The organism is Kribbella voronezhensis (assembly GCF_004365175.1).
GTDB classification, from domain to species: domain Bacteria; phylum Actinomycetota; class Actinomycetes; order Propionibacteriales; family Kribbellaceae; genus Kribbella; species Kribbella voronezhensis.
Genome location: NZ_SOCE01000002.1, coordinates 387,983 through 409,976 on the forward strand (window position 1 = coordinate 387,983; position 21,994 = coordinate 409,976).

Here is a 21,994-nt window from a genome sequence, read left to right on the forward strand (position 1 = left end):
GCGGCATGAGCAAGATCGGCCCCATGAGCGGGTTCCCCGAATTCCTTCCCGCGGATCGGATCGTCGAGCAGCACTTCCTCGACGTGATCCGCGAGACCTTCGAGCTGCACGGTTTCGCGTCGATCGAGACGCGGGCGGTGGAGCCGGTGGAGCGCCTGTCCAACCAGGGCGAGGACGCGGACAAAGAGATCTACGGCGTACGACGGCTCGCCGCGGCCGCCGATGACGAGGGCCCGGGCATCGGGTTGCACTTCGACCTGACAGTGCCGTTCGCGCGGTACGTGCTGGAGCACGCCGGCAAGCTGGTGTTCCCGTTCCGGCGCTACCAGATCCAGAAGGTGTGGCGGGGTGAGCGCCCGCAAGAGGGCAGGTATCGCGAGTTCACCCAGGCCGACATCGACATCGTGGACATCGGCACGCTGCCGAGCCACTACGAGGTCGAGTTGCCGCTGGTGATCGCCGATGCGCTCCGCAAGCTGCCGGTGCCCGAGTTCGTCATCAAGGTGAACAATCGCAAGATCCCCGAGGGCTTCTACCGCGGTCTCGGCCTGGACGACGTGGCGACCATGCTGCGGATCGTCGACAAGATCGACAAGATCGGTCCGGAGAAGGTGGTCGAGCGGCTGATCGAGGCGGGCGCGACCGACAAGCAGGCCAAGCTCGCCGTCCAGTTGGCCGACATTTCCAGCACCGACACCTCGTTCGTGGAGAAGGTCCGGGCGCTCGGGGTCGAGCACGAGATCCTCGACGAGGGTCTCGAGCAGCTCAGCCAGGTGATGGCTGCCGCCGAGGAGCACGCGCCCGGGTTGCTGATGGCTGACCTGCGGATCGCTCGCGGACTGGACTACTACACCGGTGCGGTCTACGAGATCTACCTCGTCGGCCAGGAGTCGTTCGGCTCCGTCGGCGGCGGTGGCCGGTACGACGCGCTCGCCAGCGACGGCAAGACGACCTACCCCGGTGTCGGGATCTCCATCGGCATCTCGCGGCTCGTGCACCGGCTGGTCAGCCAGGGCCTGCTGAAGAGCACCCGCAGTACGCCGACCGCGGTACTCGTTGCCCTCAACAACGAAGACGAGCGCTCCGACGCGCTCCGGACCGCGGCGGTGCTGCGCGGCCGGGGGATCCCGGTCGAGGTGGCGCCGGCGGCGGCGAAGTTCGGCAAGCAGATCAAGTTCGCCGATCGCCGCGGGATCCCGTTCGTCTGGTTCACCACCGAGAACGGACCGGAAGTGAAGGACATTCGCAGCGGTGAGCAGGTGCCGGCCGATCCGGCGACCTGGGCCCCGCCCGCGCACGACGTACGACCCAGTATCGAAACCCCTCAGGAGAACTCGTGATCCGTACCCATTCCGCCGGCTCGCTCAGGGCCGAGCACAACGGGCAGACCGTCACGCTGGCGGGCTGGGTCGCGCGGCGGCGTGACCACGGTGGCGTGGCGTTCATCGACCTGCGCGACTCCAGCGGCACGGTCCAGGTCGTCATCCGCGACGAAGAGGCCGCGGGCGAACTGCGCGCGGAGTACTGCCTGAAGATCGTCGGCGCGGTCTCGCCGCGGCCCGAGGGCAACGCGAACCCGAACCTGCCGACCGGTGAGATCGAGATCATCGCCAGCGAGGTCGAGGTCCTCAACGAGGCCGCCCCGCTGCCGTTCCCGGTCGAGGAGCACCACGCGACCCCGGTGAACGAGGAGGTCCGGCTGAAGTACCGGTACCTCGACCTGCGCCGCCAGGGTCCGGGGGCCGCGCTGCGGCTGCGGAGCAAGGTGAACAAGGCGGCCCGCGACGTGCTCGCCAGGCACGACTTCGTCGAGATCGAGACGCCGACGCTGACCAAGTCGACGCCGGAAGGCGCCCGGGACTTCCTCGTCCCGGCCCGACTGAACCCGGGTTCCTGGTACGCGTTGCCGCAGTCGCCGCAGCTGTTCAAGCAGTTGCTGATGGTGGCCGGGATGGAGCGCTACTACCAGATCGCCCGCTGCTACCGCGACGAGGACTTCCGCGCCGACCGGCAGCCGGAGTTCACCCAGCTCGACATCGAGATGAGCTTCGTCGACCAGGACGACATCATCGCGCTGTCCGAGGAGATCCTCACCGAGCTGTGGAAGCTCGCCGGCCACGAGATCCAGACCCCGATCCAGCGGATGACGTACGCCGAGGCGATGGCCCGCTTCGGCAGCGACAAGCCCGATCTGCGGATGGGCCTGGAGCTCGTCGAGTGCACGGACTACTTCAAGAACACGCCGTTCCGGGTCTTCCAGGCTCAGTACGTCGGCGCTGTGGTGATGCCGGGTGGCGCCGACCAGCCGCGCAAGCAGCTGGACGCGTGGCAGGACTGGGCCAAGCAGCGTGGTGCGCGCGGTCTCGCGTACGTGCTGGTCGGCCAGGACGGCGAGCTGGCCGGTCCGGTCGCCAAGAACCTGTCCGAGGAGGAGCGCGCCGGCCTGGCCGACCACGTCGGTGCGAAGCCGGGTGACTGCATCTTCTTCGCCGCGGGCGCGGTCAAGGCCTCGCGGGCACTGCTCGGCGCGGCCCGGCTGGAGATCGGCCGCCGCGGCGGGCTGATCGACGAGTCGGCCTGGTCGTTCGTCTGGGTGGTCGACGCCCCGCTGTTCGAGCCGGCCGACGACGCGACGGCCGCTGGTGACGTCGCCGTCGGTTCGGGCGCCTGGACCGCGGTGCACCACGCGTTCACGTCGCCGAAGCCGGACTCGCTGGCCACGTTCGACACCGATCCGGGCAGCGCGCTCGCCTACGCGTACGACATCGTGTGCAACGGCAACGAGATCGGGGGTGGGTCGATCCGTATCCACCGCGAGGACGTGCAGAAGCGCGTGTTCAAGGTGATGGGGCTGACCGACGAGGAGGCGACCGAGAAGTTCGGCTTCCTGCTCGACGCGTTCAAGTTCGGCGCGCCGCCGCACGGCGGGATCGCGTTCGGCTGGGACCGGATCACCGCGCTGCTGGCCGGCGCCGACTCGATCCGCGACGTGATCGCGTTCCCGAAGTCGGGCGGCGGCTTCGACCCGCTGACCTCGGCCCCGGCGCCGATCACCCCGGCCCAGCGCAAGGAGGCCGGCGTCGACGCCAAGCCCGAGCCGAAGGGCGAGGAGAAGGCCGAAGCCAAGCAGTAGCCAGTGCTGCTCCCGAGCGGGAGACTACGCAGCGTGCCGTGGCAGTTACCTGCCACGGCACGCTGCATTCGGGTGGAAAGGGTTGAGCTTCCCACTGGGCCGGTGGAAAGTAACTGCATTGCCACGCGCGATAGGCAATTTTTCACCACGTGGTTCCCAGAGCCCTCCGCCCCGCCCGGGAGAAGTCATGCCGAAACCTCGAATCCGCCGTCTGCTCAGCTCGGTCCTGGCCTTGGCCGGGATCACCGCCGCCGGCCTCGTCGCTGCCACCCCCGCCCACGCCGCCGTCTTCCAGACCTACGGGAGCGGGGTCAACGTCCGCGCCGACGCCTACCTCTCGTCGGCGGTGGTCCGCACGCTGTCCGGCCCGACCTCCATCGACGTGGACTGCCAGAAGGAAGGCGACCTGGTCACCGTCTCCGGTGGCTCCAGCAAGTGGTGGGCACACATCCCCGCCTTCGGTGGCTACGTCACGGTCGCCTATGTGGCGATCCCCGAGGACAAGCTGCCCGGCGTACCGGAGTGCGGAGGCGCTGACCCGAATCCGCCGAGCGGTGACGTCACGCTGGCCGACGTACAGGCCATGTTCGGCAGCCGGATCGCGAACCCGTCGATCGTGGAGACCGGACTGCCGTCGCTGAACCAGGCGATGCGGGACGCGAACATCACCACGCCGTACCGCAAGGCAGCCTTCCTGGCCACGCTGGTGCACGAGTCGCGGCTCGAGTACAACATCCGCGAGATCGGCGACACCCGGCTGTACGGCGGTCGCGGCTACATCCAGTTGACCGGCGACTTCAACTATCGCCCGGCCGGTCAGTACTTCGGGATCGACCTGCTCGGCAATCCCGAGCTGGCCCGTTCGCTGCAGTGGAGCGCCCCGATCGCCCGCTGGTACTGGACTGTTGCCCGCAACATCAATCCGTACGCCGACGCGCTCAACATGGGCAAGGTGGACGCGGCGATCGGCTTCCCGGCGGGTACGGAGGACCAGGGTCGCTGCGACTCCTTCAAGAACGCCCTGCGCTACCTCACCGGCTCGGTCCCGGCCGGCGTGATCTGCACCCGGTCGAAGGCGCTCGCCGGTGACACCAGCAAGCTGAGCCGCGCCCAGTTCGACGCCCTCGGCAAGGTGGGCACCGGCCTCGGCTGATCCCACCACAACCGAAGCCGGCCAGACGCGCCCCAGCCGGGTGATCGCCGGGATCGCGAGGAAGGTGAAGCCGGCGTACAGCTGGGTCGTGTTGCCGTCGGGCCACCTGGCGGTGGTTAGCCTCGAGGGGTGGAGGTGTCTGTGGAGTTGTTGCCGCATCTTCGGCGTGCGCGGGATGTCGCCGATCGCGACTTCGCGGGATCGCTCGACCTGGCTGGTCTGGCAGCGGCGGCCGGTGTCTCGAAGTACCACTTCCTGCGGTGTTTCGCCGCGGCGTACGGCGAGACGCCGATGCAGTACGTCACCCGGCGCCGGATCGAGCGGGCGACCGATCTGCTGCGCGCCACCAATCTCACCGTCACCGAGGTGTGCGAGCTGGTCGGCTATGCCAGCCTCGGGTCCTTCTCGCAGCGCTTCGCCGAGCTGGTCGGGATGAGCCCGTCGCAGTACCAGCGCACGCAGACCGGCGCGCGGATCCCCGGCTGCTTCGTCTTCATGCTGGGGCTGAACTCCGCAATTCCGGAGAAGCCGTCACCAACCGGTACGCCGTAGTTTCGGAGCACCGGTCAACGACGAGGAGGAACCGTGATCACCAATGTCAGCCTGGTCACCGTGTACGTGGACGACATCGACGAGGCGAAGGCGTTCTACACCGGCAAGCTGGGCTTTGTCGTGAAGGACGACATCACGCTGAGCCCGGAGTTCCGCTGGTGCACGGTGTTCCAGGCCGATCACCCCGAACTCGAGCTCGCGTTGCGGGTGCCCGGTCCGCCGCTCGATCAGGAGTCGGCCGACTCGATCCGCCGCATCATGGCGAAGGGGTCGATGCACGGCTTCGGGATCGCCACCGACAACTGCCGCAAGACCTTCGACGAGCTGGTCGCGAAGGGCGTCGAGTACCTGCAGGAGCCCGCCGACCGCCCGTACGGCGTGGAGGCCGTGCTCCGCGACAACTCGGGCAACTGGCTGGTGCTGGTCGAGTCCAAGCCCTACACGCCGGAAGACTTCAGCTGACCGTTTGACGCCGGGTTGTTTGTCGCAATTCAATTGGGACAAACAACCCGAGGGGACGACGTTTGTGAAGCTCTCAGTCGATCCGGCTGCCGCGAAACCGCCGTACGAGCAAGTGAAGGATCAGCTCGACGCGTTGATCCGGCGCGGGAAGCTCGCGCAGGGGACACGGTTGCCGACCGTCCGGCAGTTGGCCGGCGAGCTCGGGCTGGCCGTGAACACGGTGGCGCGGGCCTACAAGGAACTGGAAGCCGATCGCCTGATCGAGACCCGTGGCCGCAACGGCACCTTCGTGCTGGCGTCCCGCAGTCAGGTCGACGACGAGGAGACCCTCGCCGCCGCCACCGCCTTCGCCCGGGCCGCCCGCCGGGCCGGCCTCAGCGTCGCCGAGGCAACCCGGATCCTCCAGCAGGCCTGGTAACCGGCTGCGCAACGCACAGCCGGAAACGATTCCAAAAATCTGCCCGACAACGTTGTCCGAGCTATCGACACGTGCCGTCGCCGTTGTTAACCTCGCCGTCATTTGACAGCGATGTCAACGACAGGGGAGTGGTCACGATGGTCTCGAGACGAACGTTCCTGGCGGGCAGCGGCGCGGTGACGGCGGGCGGGTTCGGGTTGCTCCCGGTCGTCGCTCCGGCCGCGCAGGCCGCCACCTCTTCGACGTCCGGCAGTCCCGCCCGGCTGCTGCCGGCCTTCGAACGCCCCAAGCACCTGCACTACGGCGACGTCAGCAAACTCAGCGGCGGCGACCAGACGCTGCTGACCACGTTGCAAGGCGTCGTCAACCGCACCCGGCCCGAGCTCTACTTCAGCTTCGACACCGGCACCATGAGTACGCCGGACGCCAAGTGGCTGGCCGACATGCACCTGCCCACCACGACGTACCAGAACCCGCTGGACCTGGTCGCCAAGTACCGCCATCGCGTCCGCGGCGCGATCGTCCACGACCCCGCCGTACCGGACTCGCTGAACGTCGCGACCACCCTGGCCGGTCTGGAGGACGCGGTCGTCGCCGACGCCGATCAGGCCAAGGCGCACGGGCTGCGGATCGTCAAGGACCTGCGCGGGATGTTCGACGACGACCGGGTGAAGACCTACCGGTGGCAGCTCGACCACCTGTTCCCGCGGGTCACCCACAAGTTGCTGGCCGGCCTGCCGCCGACCCGGGTGGTCGCCGTCGAGAACGTGCAGTGGAAGGAGATCGCCCGCGAGGCCCGGCAGATCCGCGACTCGTCGAACCGCGGCAGCTACGACCTCGACGTGTCGGCCGCGCTCGGCAAGGAGGCCGTCTTCGTCCGGTTCGCCGACTCGTTCACCGACGACGGCTGGGGCGCCTCGGTCTCCGAGGTCACCGTGAAGGCGAACGGGACCCAGATCGCGCACTTCCTGCCCGGTACGCCGGAGGAGGCGCCGTACCTGTTCGACGGCGTCAACTCGTCGATCGGCGGCGAGTCCAACCGCTTCAGCGACGGCGGCGGCTACTTCATCTACCGCTTCGAACCACCGGCCGGTACGACGTCGTTGGTGGTCACCGTGACGATGTGGAACCAGTACCTGGTGGCGGCCACCGACACCTCACCGACCCGGATCGAACCGTTCGCGTACTTCCGTGACTACGTGGTGGCCACCAAAGCCCTGGTGAGCTGGCTACCGCCGGCCGGCGAGACCGGCGAGTTGCTGATCGAGCACTTCGCGAAGTACCCGACGCTCGCGCCGTACATGGGCTGGTTCGCCAACGACGTCTCCGGCGAGTGGGACGGCGTCGATCTCGCATCGCAAGGCGGTTCGCCGGTGATCGCGGCCGACTTCTACATGAACGGGACCGTCCACGCCGGGTTCACCGCACCGATCTCGGCCAAGGTCCGGCCGGTACGGCGGATCAGCAAGCCGAAGAACAAGGTGTACCTGACGCTGACGTTCGGCGAGGGCGACAACATCCAGTACTGCCAGCGGCACCTGCGCGATCTGTGGGACGACCCGAAGCGCGGCGAGGTGCCGACGAACTGGACCATCAGTCCCTTGCTGCTGGAGACCGGCCCTGGTCTGTTCAGTCACTTCCAGCGGACGGCGACGGCGAACGACCTGCTGGTTTGCGGTCCTTCTGGTGCGGGCTACACGTACCCGGGTTCGTGGAAGGCCGACCAGTTGACCCAGTACCTCAAGCTGACCGGGTCGACGCTGCGGCGTACCGGGATGGACCAGGTGTACTCCTACAGCAGCCGGGCCGACGACAAGTGGGTCCTGTTGTCCGAGGAGATCGCCCGGGGCTACGCGGAGTACACGCCGCTGAAGGGGATCATGCAGACCTGGGACGGCGACATCCTGGTGACCCGCCGGGGTGGTCTGCCGATCGTCGGCATCTGGGGCGCGCCCGGCAAGGGAGCGGAGTACAAGGCCGCCCTGGACGCGCACATCGCGAGCTGGGACGGCTCACACCCGCTCTTCATCGCCGGCCTGATCAACGCCTGGTCGTGGACCCCGTCGGACATGGCAACGCTCGCACCCCTCCTGGGCGATCCGTACGAACTGGTCCTGGCCAACACCTTCTTCGACCTGCTGAACCGCACGCTGTAAGGAGGGCGCGGCCGGTCGAGGCGACCAGGGAGGGCGGACTGCCTTCCCTGGTCGCCTCAGGTCGGGGACTGCCGACACAGTCACCTCTGCTCGCCGGGCGGCCATCCGGCCTGTCCGGTTGGGGCCGTTGTGCTCTGACGATCGAGCGCGCGACGCGGAGGCTGGAAGTGGAGGTGGACCGTGCTCGCTTTCGATTCGGCGGTGAAGCGGTTCGGTCCGGTGGCTGCGCTCGACGGATGTACGTTCGAGGTCCAGCCCGGCCGGATCACGGGATTCCTGGGCCCCAACGGGGCCGGCAAGACCACAGCGATGCGCGCGGTGTTCGGGCTCGCCCGGCTGGACGCCGGTACGGTGTCGTGGCGCGGCGCTCCCATCACAGGACAGGAACGCGCACGCTTCGGCTACATGCCTGAGGAACGGGGCCTGTACCCACGCATGCGGGTCCGGCAGCAGTTGCTGTATCTCGGCCGGCTGTGCGGACGCAGTGACAGCGACGTACGCCGGGTGGCCGACCGGTGGCTCGGACGGCTCGGACTCGCCGATCGGGCCGGAGATCGCGTCGACACGCTGTCGCACGGCAACCAGCAACGGGTCCAGCTGATCGCAGCGCTGGTCAACGAGCCGGAGTTGCTCGTCCTCGACGAGCCGTTCTCCGGCCTCGATCCCATCGCCATGGCGGCCATGGCCGACCTGCTGGCCCACCTCGCCGGCGCCGGCGCGACCGTGCTGTTCTCCAGTCACCAACTCGATCTTGTCGAGGAACTGTGCGAGGACGTGGTCATCATCGACCACGGACGCATTGTGCTCGCCGGTGACCTGACGGATCTGCGGGCGGCCTTCCCGCAACGGTTCGTGGACGTCCGCTATCGCGGGCTGGCCCCCGACTGGTCGCGATTGGCAGCGGCACAGGTCGTCGAGGCCCGAGCCGGGCAGACCCGGCTGCGGATCGGCCGCGACACGGACCTGGCAGCGGTTCTGGCGGCCGCCCGCTCCGGTGGCGATGTCATCTCCTTCGCATATCAGCCCCCGACGCTGTCGGAGCTGTTCCGCCAGGCGGTGGCGGCATGAACGGCGTACGGCAGGCCTGGCTGGTCGCCCTCCGGGAGATTCGTGAGCGGAGCCGCTCACGGAGCTTCCGCGCCGGGCTGATCGTGATGCTCGTGGTCGTCATCGCCATGATCGTGGTGCCGGCAAACCTGGACGCCGACCGGGGAGCCAGGGACGTGGGGATGACCAGCCCTGTCCCCAGCGCGCTGGCGTCGGCCGTCGTCGCTCAGGGCGAGGCAGTCGGTCTCACCGTTCACGTGCACCGGTACGGCGACGTCGCCGTGGGCGAACAGGCCGTCCGCGCGGACACCGTGGACGTACTCCTGGTCGACACCCAGCGGCTCGAGTGGCCCGGGCGGGTCGATGAGCAGCTGCGCGCCGTCGTCACCGGCGCCGTTCAGCTGGTCGCCGTTCAGGAACGCGCTGCTGCCGCCGGCATCGATCCCGGCGACCTCCGCGCGATGCTGGTCCCTGTCCCCGTGGAGGACGTCGAACTCGGGCTGGTCGCCGGGCGAGGTCCCGGCGACGAGCTGGCGGCCATCGTGATGACCGCGCTGTTGCTGATGGCAATCGTCATCTACGGGAACCTCGTCCTGACCGGCGTCGTGGAGGAGAAGTCCAGCCGGGTCGTCGAGGTGCTGCTGGCTCGCATACCCGCCCGTGTCCTGCTGGCCGGCAAGGTGATCGGCATCGGACTGCTCGGGCTCGCCCAGTTCGTCCTGACCGCGGCGGCGGCGCTGGTCGCCACCCTCGTCGTCGACTCTGCCGATATTCCGGCCGTCAGCGCCGGCGTGCTCACCTGGGCGGTCGTCTGGTTCGTACTCGGCTATGCCCTTTATGCGATGGCGTACGGGGCGCTCGGTTCCCTCGCTTCACGGACCGAGGACGCGCAGAGCGTGGCCGGACCCATCGGCTACGTACTGATCGCGTGCTTCTGGGGTTCGTTCCTCACGGTCAGCGGGGATCCCGACGGTTTGTGGTCACGGCTCCTCTCACTGTTCCCGGTGACGGCGCCGTTCGCCATGCCGGGCCGGATAGCGCTCGGATCGGTCAGCTGGTGGGAACCTCTGCTCGCCGTTGCCCTCACGGTGGTGGCTATTGCCTGGCTCGTCGCCCTGGCCGGACGCGTCTACACCAACGCCGTACTGCACAGCGGCAGCACCCTCCGGCTACGCGATGCCTGGCACAGCGAGCAGTTGCAGCCGCCGGTGGCCTCCGCAACGACAGCCGGTGAGCCGTCGACCGAGAAGCCTCACGAGTTCAGCGGAGGTCGGCGTAGCTCAGGGGAATGACGATCGGCGCGGCAGCGGGCAGGATGGCGTCTGATGACACCTGAGGAGCTTCTCGACGTGTTCCACCGCCGGATCCGCCTGCCGGACGCCGACACGATCCCGGGCTGGAAGGTCGAGCATGTCGGCCCGGTCCACCGTTCGTACCTCGAAGGGCCGGGCGGCGGCGGGTTCGTCGAAGCGCCCCGCGGGCTCGGCGACGATCCGGAGGCGGTGATCGCCGGCGAGGTCGCGTTCTTCCGCGAGCGCGGGCTCTCGTTCGAATGGAAGACCTACGCGTACGACGAACCGGCCGATCTCGGCGCGCGCCTGGTCGCGGCCGGGTTCGTGCCGGAGGATCCCGAGACGCTGATCCTCGGCGAGGTCGATCGCATCCTGGCCCGGCCGTCCGCACTGCCTTCGAAGGTGGTGCTACGCGATGTCGAGGAGCAGCAGGACTTCCACCGGATCGCCGTACTGATGGACACCTTGTGGCACAACGGACTGGAGCGGATCGAGGAGCGCCTCTCCGCCGAGGCACGGATGTTCCCGGACAGGTTGGTGGTCAGCCTGATCGAGGAGGCGTTGAAGGGGCCTGATGGCCCGGCCCTGACCGCTGCCTGGATCCGCTTCCACCCCGGCACCGGCTTCGCCTCGCTGTGGGGAGGCGGCACCCTGCCGGAGTGGCGTCGCCAGGGCCTGTACTCCGCGATCCTGGTCCACCGGGCCCGGATCGCCCGAGCGCGCGGCTACGCCTTCCTCCGCGTGGACGCCTCCGAGGACTCCCGCCCGATCCTGCAGAAGCTCGGCCTGCACGCGGTCACCACCACCACGCCGTACACCTTCACGATCTGAACACGCGGGGTTGGTGCACGGAACGACCGGGTGAGGTTGTACGTTGCGGAGACCATGGCACTGACGAAACTCACCTCGCGCTTCCGCCGGCTCCTGCAGCGCCCCGGCTCGATCGACCTCGGCCCGTACGAGCGGCTGACCCAGTTGGTCGCCGAGGCGGAGGAGTCGGTCCAGGGCCTGTCCGACGACGAGCTCACCGAGGTCGTCACCGAGATGCGGACGACCGGTGGGCTGGACGAGGACAACCTGATCGAGTTCCTCGCGCTGGCCCGCGAGGCGGGCAAGCGCGCGATCGGCGAGCGGGCGTTCGACGGCCAGATCGTCGGCGCCCTGGCGCTGCTGCGCGGCCGGATCGTCGAGATGGCCACCGGTGAGGGCAAGACGCTGGCAGGTGCCTTCGCCGCCGCCGGGTACGCGATCGGTGGCCGGCGCGTTCAGGTGATGGCCGTGAACGACTACCTGGCCCAGCGCGACGCCGAGTGGATGGGCCCGATCTACGCCCTGCTCGGTGTCACCGTGAGCCACATCGGCCAGGCCTCGACGCCGGAGGAGCGCCGCGCGGCGTACCAGGCGGAGGTCTGCTACGCCCCGGTCACCGAGCTGGGCTTCGACGTACTGCGGGATCGGCTCGTCACCGACGTCGCGGACCGGGTCACTGTGAAGCCTGACGTCGCACTGGTCGACGAGGCGGACTCGGTGCTGATCGACGAGGCTCGCGTGCCGCTGGTGCTGGCCGGCGCGACCCGGACCGAGGAACTCGACGACGACGTGGTGGCGCTCGTCCGCACGCTGCGGGCCGGGGTCGACTACGAGATCGACGGCGACGGCCGGACCGTGGCGCTGACGGACAAGGGCACCGACACGGTCGAGAAGCACCTCGGTGACATCAACCTGTACGAGGACGAGAACCTCGACCGGCTCACCCAGATCAACGTCGCGCTGCACGCCGAAGTACTGCTGCGCAAGGACGTCGACTACCTGGTGCGCGACGGCAAGGTCAGCTTGATCAACAACAGCCGCGGCCGGATCGCCAAGCTGCAGCGCTGGCCCGACGGCCTGCAGGCGGCCGTGGAGGCCAAGGAAGCTGTGCCGATCAGTGACTCCGGTGAGGTGCTGGACAGCATCACGGTGCAGGCGCTGGTCAGCAGCTACCCGACCCTTTGCGGCATGACCGGTACGGCGGTCGTCGTCGGCGAGCAGTTGCAGGAGTTCTACAACGTCGAGGTGGCGGTGGTGCCGCCGAACAAGCCGAACATCCGGATCGACGAGGCGGACCGGCTGTACCTGACCATCGAGCAGAAGAACGTCGCGCTGGTCGAGCACATCAAGGAGATCCACGAGACCGGGCGGCCGATCCTGATCGGGACGCACAGTGTCGAGGAGTCCGAGCAGCTCAGCGAGCGGCTCGAGGCCGCCGAGGTGCCGCACGTCGTCCTGAACGCCAAGAACGACGCCGAGGAGGCCGCGATCGTGGCCGAGGCCGGCGTACCGGAGACCGTGACGGTGTCGACCCAGATGGCCGGCCGCGGTACCGACATCCGGCTGGGTGGGCGCGACGGTTCGCACGACAAGGACCGCGCCGCAGAGCTCGGTGGGCTGTATGTGATCGGGACCGGCCTGCACGCGTCGCAGCGGCTCGACGACCAGCTCCGCGGTCGTGCCGGGCGGCAGGGCGACCCGGGCGGATCGCTGTTCTTCGCCAGCCTCGGCGACGAACTCGTCACCCGGTACTCCGTGACCTCGGGTCTGCGCCCGTCGCCCGACGAGACCGGCCGACTGACCGACCGCAAGGCGATCGCGATGCTGGAGCACTCCCAGCGGGTCGCCGACGGCGCGAACGCCGAGCTGCACCGTACGACGTGGTCGTACCACCGGCTCACCGGGCAGCAGCGCGCGATCCTGCTCGACACCCGCGAGAAGGTGCTGACCGAGGATCTCGCCGCCGAGGAACTCGCCGAGCGGGCCAAGGAGCGGTACGACGAGTTGGTCGAGGAGATCGGCGAGGACAAGGTGAAGGACGCGGCGCGCAAGATCGCGCTGCACCACCTGGACCGGAAGTGGACCGACCACCTCGCCTACCTCGCGGACCTGCGCGAAGGCATCCACCTGCGTTCGCTGGCCGGCGGCATCGTGCACATGAAGCCGATCGACGAGTTCAACAAGTCCGCGATCGCGTCGTTCGACCCGCTGATCGCGGACGCCTGGAACGACGCGGCCGAGACCTTCAAGGAAGCCGAGATCACCGCCGACGGCTTCGACGAGGAGGCCTCCGGCGTACCGCGTCCGACGGCGACCTGGACCTATCTGGTCAACGACAACCCGTTCGGCACCGAGGCCGACCGCATCCTCGGCCGGCTCCGCAACGCCATCAAGCCGGGCGCCGCGGCGGAGTCGGAGGAGATCCTGCCGGAGGAGTTCGAAGAACTCCCCGAGGAACTCCGCGACCTGGACGACGACGACCTGTCCGACGAGCTGCCGGAGGAACTCCGCGAGGCGGACTCGGGGGATGACGCGTCGGACGCCAAGAAGGCCGACGACAAGGACTGACGACCGGCGAGCAGCCAGCCTCAGGAAGGGCTGTCTGCTCGCTGTTTCTCAGGAGTTGACGCCGGGGGCGGTGACGACGCGGTTGCGCCCGGCGTTCTTGGCGGCGTACGTCGCCGTATCTGCCGCGAGCAGCAAAGCGTCCATGCTGAGACCCGCGACGGGATAGGTCGCGGTGCCGATCGAGCAGGTCAGTCCGTCCACGGTCGCGGACCCCGACTGAGTGGTGACGCCGACCGAGAGACTCGCGATCCGGCGGCGGATGCGCTCGGCTGCTTCCGCTGTCTCGCCCACGCTGGTCTTGGGGAGCAGGATCGCGAACTCCTCGCCGCCGAGCCGACCGACCAGATCGTCGGTGCGGACCTCGTGCTTCAGTTCCGCCGCGATCGCCTTCAGGACCTGGTCGCCGGCCTGGTGACCGTAGGTGTCGTTGATGGCCTTGAAGTGGTCCAGGTCGAGATAGAGCACGCCGAGTGAGGTGTGCTCGTGCTCGGCGCGCCCCAGTTCCTTGGTGGCGATCTCGTGCCAGAACACGGTGTTCGCCAGGCCGGTGTGCGGATCGGTGCGGGCCGCGAACTGGAACTGGCCGACGAGCAACGAGCGGTGCAGACCCAGCACGGTGACCAGCAGGGCGACGATCAGCCAGGGCTGATAGGTCAGCAGGGTCGCCGTGGCGACGCCGAGCCCGAGAGCTCCGAACACGATGAGCTGGTCGGAGAGTTGCCCGAGTGCCTTGCGGCCGTTGGCCTCTGGATTGGACAGCAGCACGGCGCCGACGACCAGGGCGAAGTTGATGAACCAGTACGCGACCGCGGCGACTGTGACAGTGACCAGCCCCAGCGCGCCGGGTGGCAGATCGGGATAGGTGGCGGGGCTGATCGCGTTGATACAGACGCCGGCCGCCGCCGCACCCAGCAGAACGGTCGCGGTGGAGAACGCCCAGCGATAGGGCGGAACTCGACGCAGCCGCAGCCACGAGTGCAGATACACCCAGAGGATCAGCGCGACGGCCAGCGGCGGGGGAAGGCTCAGCACCGCGGCGAACGTCCACATCCCCTTGAGATTCGCGTAGGGGACGCCCTCGGTGGCGTGCCAGCGGATCCGCTCGATGCCGTGACTGGCCTCGACATGGACGGCGGACAGCAGCGCGAGCACCGCGAGCCGGATCCAGTCGCCTGAGCCGATGTCGACGATCCGCGCGGTCACGCCGACGACGACGAGTGCCAGCAGGTCGACCGCCAGCACATACCCCAGGACAATCGGAGGCGCAGACCACAAGGCCCACTGGGTGGGGGTCCAGGACCGGCGGGCGTCATTGCGGCGACGATTTCTGCGCCGCAGGTTCCAGTGCCGGATACTCGTCATGAAACGTTTCCCCCAAACCCCACTCGTCCTCACAGCCAGCGTAAACGCGATATCACGCAATGTCATCGCGCCGGCGGCTTCCTGTGGACGATCCGGACAGCGGGAGGAGGTGCGTCGCGATGCGGAACAACGACTGGACCTGATCCATTCACCGCCTGCCACCGCCATCCCTCGGTCGACCAGCAGCCTACGGGCGTTGGTAGCCGCGGGCGCCGCCGGCTGCGAAGGCGATTCCACAGAGACCAGCAGCCGCGACGACCAGAGGTGGCTGCCACTGGTCGGCCGCCGCCCCGGCGACCAGGACCCCTATGCCCTGAGAGACGATCAGCGCAGTGCGGGCCAGGCCGATTGCCTGACCGCGCTGCGCGTCCGGGATGTCTTGGACGAAGGTGGCCTGGGCTGTCACCAGGTAGGCCGCCGACAGTCCTGACAATGCCCAGAGCGCGACGGTGGGCCACAGCCCGGGCTCGAAGACGCAGAAGACGAGGGGTACGCACGTTCCGATCGCGAGGCGTCCCATCCAGGCCTGCCGCCGTGACGGGATCATGCGTGAGAACAGCAGGATGCCCACCACCTGCCCGGCAGGGTTCGCCGCGAAGAGGACGCCGACCGCCAGTGGCCCGCCACCGACGGCCGCGGCGTACGGGGCGGCTAGGCCCTCTACGGTGATGTAGAAGCCGGGTACGCAGATCAGTGCGGTCAGGTAGCGCAGTCTGCGGTCGCCCCAGACGAGCCGTGCACCTGCCGACAGCGAACCCCACCAGCTCGGCTTCACGGCCGGATCGGCCCCGACAGGCACAGGCCGTTCCCGTACGCCGAGTTGCAGGAGCACCGCCGACAGCGCAAAGGAAGCGGCGTTGAGAGCAAGCGCCTGACTCGTACCGAGTGCCGCAACCAAGCTGCCACCGGTGACGAACCCGATGAGCTGCGCGGTCTGACTGGTGACAGCAGACAACCCTGTTGCTGCTTTGAACTTGTCACCGGTCATGATCGACGCCAACATCGCCGCGCGCGCTGACTGGAAGGGCGCCGCGAGCAGCTGTACTACGACCAGCAGTACGCACAGGATCCACAGCGGTGCGCCGGGGATCGCCATCAACGCGACCAGTACCGCACGGGCGGCGTCGCAGCTGACCATGACCCGGCGACGGGGATAGCGGTCGGCCAGACCGGACAGCAGCGGGCCACCGGCGATGTCCGGCAGGAACGTGAGTGCATAGGTGAGCGCAGACAGCCCGGCCGATCCCGTCCGGTCGAACACCAGGATGGCGAGCGCGACGCGCGCTAGCTGGTCACCGATCACAGACCCCAGCAAGGCCGCCCACAACCACCGGAACTCGGCCACGGCGAACACTTCGCGATACGTGGCCGGCCTGTCGGCAGGGTCGGTCGTAGCGGGGTCACGGGGGCGGACCATGCCGTTCAAAGTACCGAGCCCCCAGGACCCGTGCTTTCCCCGCCGGTGAGCCGTTACCGCTTCGACGCCGTACCAGGTAAAAGAGCGCCCCTACGTGTACCGACGGACAGGAGGTGTCGTGTGTACGGCGGATTGCCACCCCTCCTCCGATCCTCACCGAGGGCGCCACCTGAGCACACCTCCTGTCCGTCGGTACGCCGCCGCGGGCCGCCGCGGGCCGGCGGGGACGCGGGGCGCGGGGTTGTCGGTGGGCGTCTGTAGGCTCGTCGGGTGAGTGATGGTCTGTTCGATCTGCCTGGGAGCCCCGCGCCTGCCCGAGGTGGCGGGAGTCTGGCGGATGCCGACCACACCTCGGCTCCGCTGGCGGTCCGGATGCGGCCGCGCAGCCTGGACGAGTTGGTCGGCCAGCAGCACCTGCTGGCGCCCGGGTCGCCGTTGCGGCGGCTGGTCGAAGGCGACCAGCCGATGTCGTTGCTGCTGTGGGGTCCGCCCGGCACGGGGAAGACCACGATCGCGGCCGTCGTGTCGCACGCGACCAACCGGAAGTTCGTCGAGTTGTCGGCTGTCACGGCCGGAGTGAAGGAAGTCCGGCAGGTGATCGACGGCGCGCGCCGGGATCTGTCCCGCCCGGGCAACACCGTCGAGACCGTGCTGTTCATCGACGAGGTGCACCGCTTCACCAAAGCTCAGCAGGACGCGTTGCTGCCCGGCGTGGAGAACCGCTGGGTCACCCTCGTCGCAGCGACCACGGAGAACCCGTTCTTCTCGGTCATCTCGCCGCTGTTGTCGCGGTCGCTGCTGCTGACGCTGGAGTCCCTCACCGACGACGACATCGCAGTACTGCTTGATCGGGCGCTCGAGGACGAGCGCGGGCTGAACGGCGAATACGAACTGGCCGACGACGCGCGCGACCACCTGCTGCGGATGGCCGGGGGAGACGCGCGACGAGCGCTCACCTACCTGGAAGCAGCCGCCGGCGGCGCCAAGGCGAAAGCGAGCGCGGAAGCCGCGAAGACGCGGTCGTCCGCAAACCGCGACAACGCGAAGTCCACCGAGGACGGCGACGGCGCGGAGGGCGACGTCGTACGGCGTGCTGTGATCGATCTGAAGACGCTGGAGACCGCGGTCGACCGGGCCGCGGTGCGGTACGACCGGGCCGGTGACCAGCACTACGACGTGGCGTCGGCGTTGATCAAGTCGATCCGCGGCTCCGACGTCGACGCCGCGATGCATTACCTGGCCCGCATGATCGAGGCCGGTGAGGATCCTCGGTTCATCGCCCGGCGCCTGGTGATCTCGGCCAGTGAGGACATCGGCATGGGCGACCCGACCGCCCTCGGCGTCGCGGTCGCGGCGGCCGACGCGGTCCAGTTGATCGGTATGCCGGAAGCCCGGATCAACCTCGCCCAGGCCGTCATCGCCCTCGCCCTGGCACCGAAGTCGAACGCGGTGATCATGGCGATCGACGCCGCCATCGCCGACGTGAAGGCCGGCAAGGTCGGCCCGGTCCCGGCCCACCTCCGCGACGCGCACTACGCCGGCGCGAAGAAGATCGGCCACGGCTCGTCGTACCAGTACTCCCACAACGACCCCCGCGGCGTGGTCCCCCAGCAGTACGCCCCGGACGTCGTCGACGACGCCGAGTACTACAAGCCCACCCGCCGCGGCGGCGAGGCGACGTACGCCGACCGTCTGGCCGGCATCCGCAAGATCCTGAAAGACCGCTGATGGACCGCGCGGCAGCCCACGTCGAGGCCTTCAACCAGGCCGTCACCACCGGCGCCTGGGCCACCTTCGCGACCCGCTTCGCCGAGGACGCCGAGATGTCCTTCCCCGGCCTCCCGATCGGCCCGTACGCCGGCCGCGCCGCGATCGCCCAGGCCTACCGCGACAACCCGCCCACCGAGACGATGACCATCATCCCCACCGAAGCCGAAGCCGAAGCCGAAGCGACCCGCGAAGCCGAAGCCGGGGCCACCGGCGAAGCCGACGTGGTCCGCTTCCGCTGGGCCTCGGGCTCCACCGGCTCGATGCGGCTCACCTGGACCACCGACGGCCAGGTGCGGGAACTCGCCGTCCGCTTCGACTAGTCCGGCCTTCCGCGCAAGGGGCTGGACCGAGTTGGTGAGGGACTGTGATGTGGGGGAAGGTGTCCAGTGGGGGAGTGAGTGGGGACGCGCGATAAAGTCGGGCGGTCCACGAGGTGTCAACGGAAGGTGGATCGTTTCCCATGAGCGTCGGTGAAGTCGCGGGGCTGATAGCTGCCTGCGCGCTGCTCATCCTGGTGGGGCTGCTGGCCTACCCGATCCTGAAGCTCGGCAAGGTGCTGGACGAGACCCGGATCATGGTCAAGGGCGTCTCGGATTCCAGCGTGCCGCTGCTCGGTGAGGTGACGAACACCGTGGCGACCACCAACGCCCAGTTGGCGAAGGTGGACGTGATCACCGACAACGCGAGCACCGTGACAACCAACGCGGCCGCGCTCACGTCTTTGTTTGCGGCGACGGCCGGCGGTCCGCTGGTGAAGGCGGCCGCTTTCACCTACGGCGTACGGCGGGCGCTCGGTGAGAGCCAGCGTCGCGATGTCTCCCGCCGGGTGAAGGACGAGATGAAGGCAGAGCGCAAGGCGAAGAAGCGCGGTGACGTGCGGTGAAGCGGATCCTGTGGTTCGTGATCGGCACCTTCGTCGGCGTCTACGTGGTGACCCGGCTGAAGAAGCGGGTCCAGGTGCTCGCGCCGGAGAGTCTGCAGCAGTCGGCGGAGAAGGTGGCGGCCGCGATCCGGCACTTCGGCGACGAGGTGCGGGTCGGGATGGCCGAGCGGGAGACCGAGTTGCGGGACGCGCTCGGGATCGAAAATACGGAAACTCAGCGTGAGGACTACCGGTAACACCCATGGAAACAAGTGAGATTCGCCGGCGGTTCCTGAACTTCTTCGAAGAGCGCGGCCACACGGTCGTGCCGAGCGCACCGTTGCCGTCGCCGGACCCTAACCTGCTGTTCAACGTCGCCGGGATGGCGCAGTTCGTGCCGTACTTCGTCGGCCAGCAGACCCCGCCGTACCCGCGGGCCACCAGCGTGCAGAAGTGTGTCCGGACCCTCGACATCGAGGAAGTCGGCAAGACCACCCGGCACGGCACGTTCTTCCAGATGAACGGCAACTTCTCCTTCGGCGACTACTTCAAGGAACAGGCCGTCCAGTACGCCTGGGAGCTGGTCACCAAGCCGCAGAGCGAAGGCGGCTACGGGTTCGACGAGTCGGTCCTCTACGCCTCGGTGTACTACGAGGACGACGAGGCGATCGACATCTGGAAGCGGGTCGCCGGGCTGCCCGACGACCGGATCGTCCGGCTCGGGATGAAGGACAACTTCTGGTCGATGGGCATCCCGGGTCCGTGCGGCCCGTGCTCGGAGATCCTGATCGACCGGGGCCCGGAGTTCGGCGCCGACCGCGACTGGGAGGCGGGCGACCGCTACCTGGAGTTCTGGAACCTCGTGTTCATGCAGAACATCCGCGGTGAGGGCGGCGGCAAGGAGGGCTACCCGATCCTCGGTGAGCTGCCGAAGAAGAACATCGACACCGGCCTCGGCCTGGAGCGGGTCGCGTACCTGCTGCAGGGCGTCGACAACATGTACGAGATCGACGAGATCTACCCGGTGATCGAGCGGGCCTCGGAGCTGACCGGCCGCAAGTACGGCGTCGACCAGGTCGACGACGTGCGCTTCCGCGTCATCGCCGACCACGTCCGCAGCGCGCTGATGCTGATCGGCGACGGCGTGAACCCGGGCAACGAGCAGGGCGGTTACGTACTGCGGCGCCTGCTGCGCCGCGCGATCCGCTCGGTCCGGCTGCTCGGCTACGAGGACCCGAGCCTGGTCGAGCTGCTCCCGGTCAGCCTGGAGCAGATGAAGAAGTCGTACCCCGAACTGGTGGCCGACTTCGGCCGGATCAGCCAGGTCGCCTACGGCGAGGAGGAGGCCTTCCGGCGTACGCTCACCGCGGGCACGAGCATCTTCGACCTGCACGTGCAGAACCTGAAGTCCGCGGGCAGAGCGCAGCTGGCCGGCGACCAGGCGTTCCAGCTGCACGACACCTACGGGTTCCCGATCGACCTGACCATCGAGATGGCCGCCGAGCAGGGCTTGCAGGTGGACACCGAGGGCTTCCGGTCGCTGATGAAGGAACAGCGGGACCGGGCCAAGGCGGACGCGCGGGCCAAGAAGGCCGGCCACGCGGACACCTCCGGCTACCGCGAGCTGCGGGAGAAGGGCGTCACCGAGTTCACCGGGTATCAGGAGCTGGCGACCGACTCCCAGGTCCGCGGGCTGCTCAAGGACGGCGTGGTCTCGACCGCTGCCGAGCAGGGCGAGACCGTCGAGGTCGTGCTGGAGAGGACCCCGTTCTACGCGGAGTCCGGCGGCCAGATCGCCGACGAGGGCCTGATCGTGGCCGACGGGGTGAAGCTGAAGGTGCTCGACGTCCAGCGGCCGGTCAAGGGCCTGATCGTGCACAAGGTCGAGGTCGTCGAGGGACTGCTGACGCCTGGGCTCGACGTGCACGCGCAGGTCGACCACGAGTGGCGGGTCTCGGCCTGCCAGGCGCACTCTGGCACGCACGTCATCCACGCCGCGCTGCGCCAGGTGCTCGGCCCGAACGCACTGCAGAGCGGTTCGTACAACAAGCCGGGTTACCTGCGGCTCGACTTCGCCTGGTCGTCGGCACTGGACCAGGCGACGCGTAGCGAGATCGAGGAGGTCGCGAACCTCGCCGTACGGCAGGACCTTCCGGTGTCCGCGCAGTACATGACACTGCCGGAGGCTCGCGAGTGGGGCGCGCTGGCGCTGTTCGGCGAGACGTACGACGAGCAGGTCCGCGTGGTCGAGATCGGCGGCCCCTGGTCGCGCGAGCTCTGCGGTGGCACGCACGTGAAGCACTCCTCGCAGGTCGGCGCGCTGACCGTCACGAGCGAGTCGTCGGTCGGTGCGGGTGTCCGCCGGCTCGAGGCCTTCGTGGGCATGGAGGCGCTGCACTACCTGGGTAAGGAGCGCGCCCTGGTCCGGCTGCTCTCAGAGAACCTCAAGACTCGGCCGGAGGAGCTGCCCGCCAAGGTGGCTGACCTGGCCGATCGGCTGCGGATCGCGGAGAAGGAGCTGGAGAAGGTCCGGGCCGGTCAGGTGCTGGCTGCCGGGGCCGAGCTGGCGTCGAAGCCGAAGGACGTCTTCGGGGTCGCGTACGTCGGCCACCGGGCGCCCGACGGCGTGAACGGCGGGGATCTGCGCAAGCTGGCCCTGGACGTTCGCGGCCGGATGCCGGCCGACAAGCCGGCCGTGGTCGCGCTGCTGAGCGTGAACGACGGCAAGCCGGCCGTCGTGGTCGCACTGAACGACACCGCTCGTGAGTGGCGGCTCAAGGCCGGCGACCTGGTCCGGGTCGCGGCCGAGCAGCTCGGCGGTCGGGGTGGCGGCAAGGACGACGTCGCGCAGGGCGGTGGCACGGACGCGAGCGGTGTCGACAAGGCACTGGCCGCGGTCGAACATTCCATCGGTCAGCTCGTCACCGGCTGACACCATGACGCGCTTCGACTGCCCCCGGGCGAGCACGAACAGACGCCCGTGGGGCAGCGC

Annotated in this window: 18 protein-coding genes; 16 read left to right on the plus strand and 2 right to left on the minus strand. The window is 68.7% G+C overall.

Annotated elements, in window-relative coordinates; all coding sequences use genetic code 11:
* The first annotated feature begins 5 nt into the window (after positions 1 to 5).
* From hisS to secA2, 11 genes are all read left to right on the plus strand, one after another.
* Positions 6 to 1,340, plus strand: coding sequence for a histidine--tRNA ligase (hisS, locus tag EV138_RS29185; RefSeq protein ID WP_133982717.1), 1,335 nt, complete (start codon positions 6 to 8; stop codon positions 1,338 to 1,340).
* Complete coding sequence (gene aspS, locus EV138_RS29190; RefSeq protein ID WP_133982719.1) at positions 1,337 to 3,133, plus strand: aspartate--tRNA ligase; 1,797 nt, start codon at positions 1,337 to 1,339, stop codon at positions 3,131 to 3,133. Before hisS ends, aspS begins: the two co-directional genes overlap by 4 nt.
* Before the next feature lie 187 nt (positions 3,134 to 3,320).
* A complete protein-coding gene (locus EV138_RS29195; protein ID WP_133982721.1) occupies positions 3,321 to 4,286 on the plus strand; it encodes a glycoside hydrolase family 19 protein in 966 nt (321 codons plus the stop codon).
* 129 nt (positions 4,287 to 4,415) lie between these two features.
* Positions 4,416 to 4,838, plus strand: a complete 423-nt coding sequence (locus tag EV138_RS29200) for a helix-turn-helix transcriptional regulator (protein ID WP_202866993.1) — start codon at positions 4,416 to 4,418, stop codon at positions 4,836 to 4,838.
* A 33-nt stretch (positions 4,839 to 4,871) separates the two neighbouring features.
* On the plus strand, positions 4,872 to 5,300 hold the full coding sequence (locus tag EV138_RS29205) for a VOC family protein (protein ID WP_133982723.1): 429 nt from the start codon (positions 4,872 to 4,874) through the stop codon (positions 5,298 to 5,300).
* Between the two features lie 64 nt (positions 5,301 to 5,364).
* The gene (locus EV138_RS29210) at positions 5,365 to 5,718 is read left to right on the plus strand and encodes a GntR family transcriptional regulator (RefSeq protein WP_133982725.1); all 354 of its coding nucleotides are present in this window, start codon (positions 5,365 to 5,367) and stop codon (positions 5,716 to 5,718) included.
* A gap of 137 nt (positions 5,719 to 5,855) precedes the next feature.
* Entirely contained in the window at positions 5,856 to 7,874 is a 2,019-nt protein-coding gene (locus EV138_RS29215; RefSeq protein ID WP_133982727.1) for a GxGYxYP domain-containing protein, read from the plus strand.
* Positions 7,875 to 8,054: 180 nt separating this feature from the next.
* Positions 8,055 to 8,942: an ABC transporter ATP-binding protein gene (locus EV138_RS29220; protein ID WP_133982729.1), complete on the plus strand. Its 888-nt coding sequence runs from the start codon at positions 8,055 to 8,057 to the stop codon at positions 8,940 to 8,942.
* The gene (locus EV138_RS29225; protein WP_133982731.1) at positions 8,939 to 10,213 is read left to right on the plus strand and encodes an ABC transporter permease; all 1,275 of its coding nucleotides are present in this window, start codon (positions 8,939 to 8,941) and stop codon (positions 10,211 to 10,213) included. The genes EV138_RS29220 and EV138_RS29225 overlap by 4 nt, the downstream gene beginning before the upstream one ends.
* Positions 10,214 to 10,246: 33 nt before the next feature.
* Positions 10,247 to 11,044, plus strand: a complete 798-nt coding sequence (locus EV138_RS29230; protein ID WP_133982733.1) for a GNAT family N-acetyltransferase — start codon at positions 10,247 to 10,249, stop codon at positions 11,042 to 11,044.
* 54 nt (positions 11,045 to 11,098) lie between these two features.
* Positions 11,099 to 13,591, plus strand: a complete 2,493-nt coding sequence (gene secA2 / locus EV138_RS29235; RefSeq protein ID WP_133982735.1) for an accessory Sec system translocase SecA2 — start codon at positions 11,099 to 11,101, stop codon at positions 13,589 to 13,591.
* A gap of 48 nt (positions 13,592 to 13,639) precedes the next feature.
* On the opposite strand, the gene EV138_RS29240 is transcribed toward secA2, so the two are convergent.
* Positions 13,640 to 14,953 (minus strand): GGDEF domain-containing protein, encoded by a 1,314-nt coding sequence (locus tag EV138_RS29240; RefSeq protein ID WP_166678787.1) that lies wholly within the window; start codon positions 14,951 to 14,953, stop codon positions 13,640 to 13,642.
* 187 nt (positions 14,954 to 15,140) lie between these two features.
* Positions 15,141 to 16,370 carry an MFS transporter gene (locus tag EV138_RS29245; RefSeq protein ID WP_238158491.1) on the minus strand — a complete coding sequence of 410 codons (1,230 nt, stop codon included), beginning with the start codon at positions 16,368 to 16,370 and terminating at the stop codon, positions 15,141 to 15,143.
* Between the two features lie 270 nt (positions 16,371 to 16,640).
* Between EV138_RS29245 and EV138_RS29250 the strand changes: the two genes are divergently transcribed.
* The 5 genes from EV138_RS29250 to alaS all read left to right on the plus strand — a co-directional run bounded on the left by EV138_RS29250 (position 16,641) and on the right by alaS (position 21,934).
* Entirely contained in the window at positions 16,641 to 18,098 is a 1,458-nt protein-coding gene (locus EV138_RS29250) for a replication-associated recombination protein A (RefSeq protein ID WP_202866994.1), read from the plus strand.
* A complete protein-coding gene (locus tag EV138_RS29255; RefSeq protein ID WP_133982739.1) occupies positions 18,098 to 18,460 on the plus strand; it encodes a nuclear transport factor 2 family protein in 363 nt (120 codons plus the stop codon). Before EV138_RS29250 ends, EV138_RS29255 begins: the two co-directional genes overlap by 1 nt.
* Positions 18,461 to 18,600: 140 nt before the next feature.
* Positions 18,601 to 19,023 (plus strand): DUF948 domain-containing protein, encoded by a 423-nt coding sequence (locus EV138_RS29260; protein WP_133982741.1) that lies wholly within the window; start codon positions 18,601 to 18,603, stop codon positions 19,021 to 19,023.
* Positions 19,020 to 19,259, plus strand: a complete 240-nt coding sequence (locus EV138_RS29265) for a DUF6167 family protein (protein ID WP_133982743.1) — start codon at positions 19,020 to 19,022, stop codon at positions 19,257 to 19,259. Before EV138_RS29260 ends, EV138_RS29265 begins: the two co-directional genes overlap by 4 nt.
* 5 nt (positions 19,260 to 19,264) lie before the next feature.
* Positions 19,265 to 21,934: an alanine--tRNA ligase gene (gene alaS / locus EV138_RS29270; protein WP_133982745.1), complete on the plus strand. Its 2,670-nt coding sequence runs from the start codon at positions 19,265 to 19,267 to the stop codon at positions 21,932 to 21,934.
* Positions 21,935 to 21,994: the final 60 nt, after the last annotated feature.

Bases quoted from the DNA above. Each gene is read 5' to 3' on its own strand.
- hisS (WP_133982717.1), top strand. From the start codon at position 6: ATGAGCAAGATCGGCCCCATGAGCGGGTTCCCCGAATTCCTTCCCGCG.
- EV138_RS29195 (WP_133982721.1), top strand. From the start codon at position 3,321: ATGCCGAAACCTCGAATCCGCCGTCTGCTCAGCTCGGTCCTGGCCTTG.
- EV138_RS29215 (WP_133982727.1), top strand. From the start codon at position 5,856: ATGGTCTCGAGACGAACGTTCCTGGCGGGCAGCGGCGCGGTGACGGCG.
- EV138_RS29225 (WP_133982731.1), top strand. From the start codon at position 8,939: ATGAACGGCGTACGGCAGGCCTGGCTGGTCGCCCTCCGGGAGATTCGT.
- EV138_RS29230 (WP_133982733.1), top strand. From the start codon at position 10,247: ATGACACCTGAGGAGCTTCTCGACGTGTTCCACCGCCGGATCCGCCTG.
- secA2 (WP_133982735.1), top strand. From the start codon at position 11,099: ATGGCACTGACGAAACTCACCTCGCGCTTCCGCCGGCTCCTGCAGCGC.
- EV138_RS29240 (WP_166678787.1), bottom strand. From the start codon at position 14,953: ATGACGAGTATCCGGCACTGGAACCTGCGGCGCAGAAATCGTCGCCGC.
- EV138_RS29245 (WP_238158491.1), bottom strand. From the start codon at position 16,370: ATGGTCCGCCCCCGTGACCCCGCTACGACCGACCCTGCCGACAGGCCG.
- EV138_RS29255 (WP_133982739.1), top strand. From the start codon at position 18,098: ATGGACCGCGCGGCAGCCCACGTCGAGGCCTTCAACCAGGCCGTCACC.
- EV138_RS29260 (WP_133982741.1), top strand. From the start codon at position 18,601: ATGAGCGTCGGTGAAGTCGCGGGGCTGATAGCTGCCTGCGCGCTGCTC.
- alaS (WP_133982745.1), top strand. From the start codon at position 19,265: ATGGAAACAAGTGAGATTCGCCGGCGGTTCCTGAACTTCTTCGAAGAG.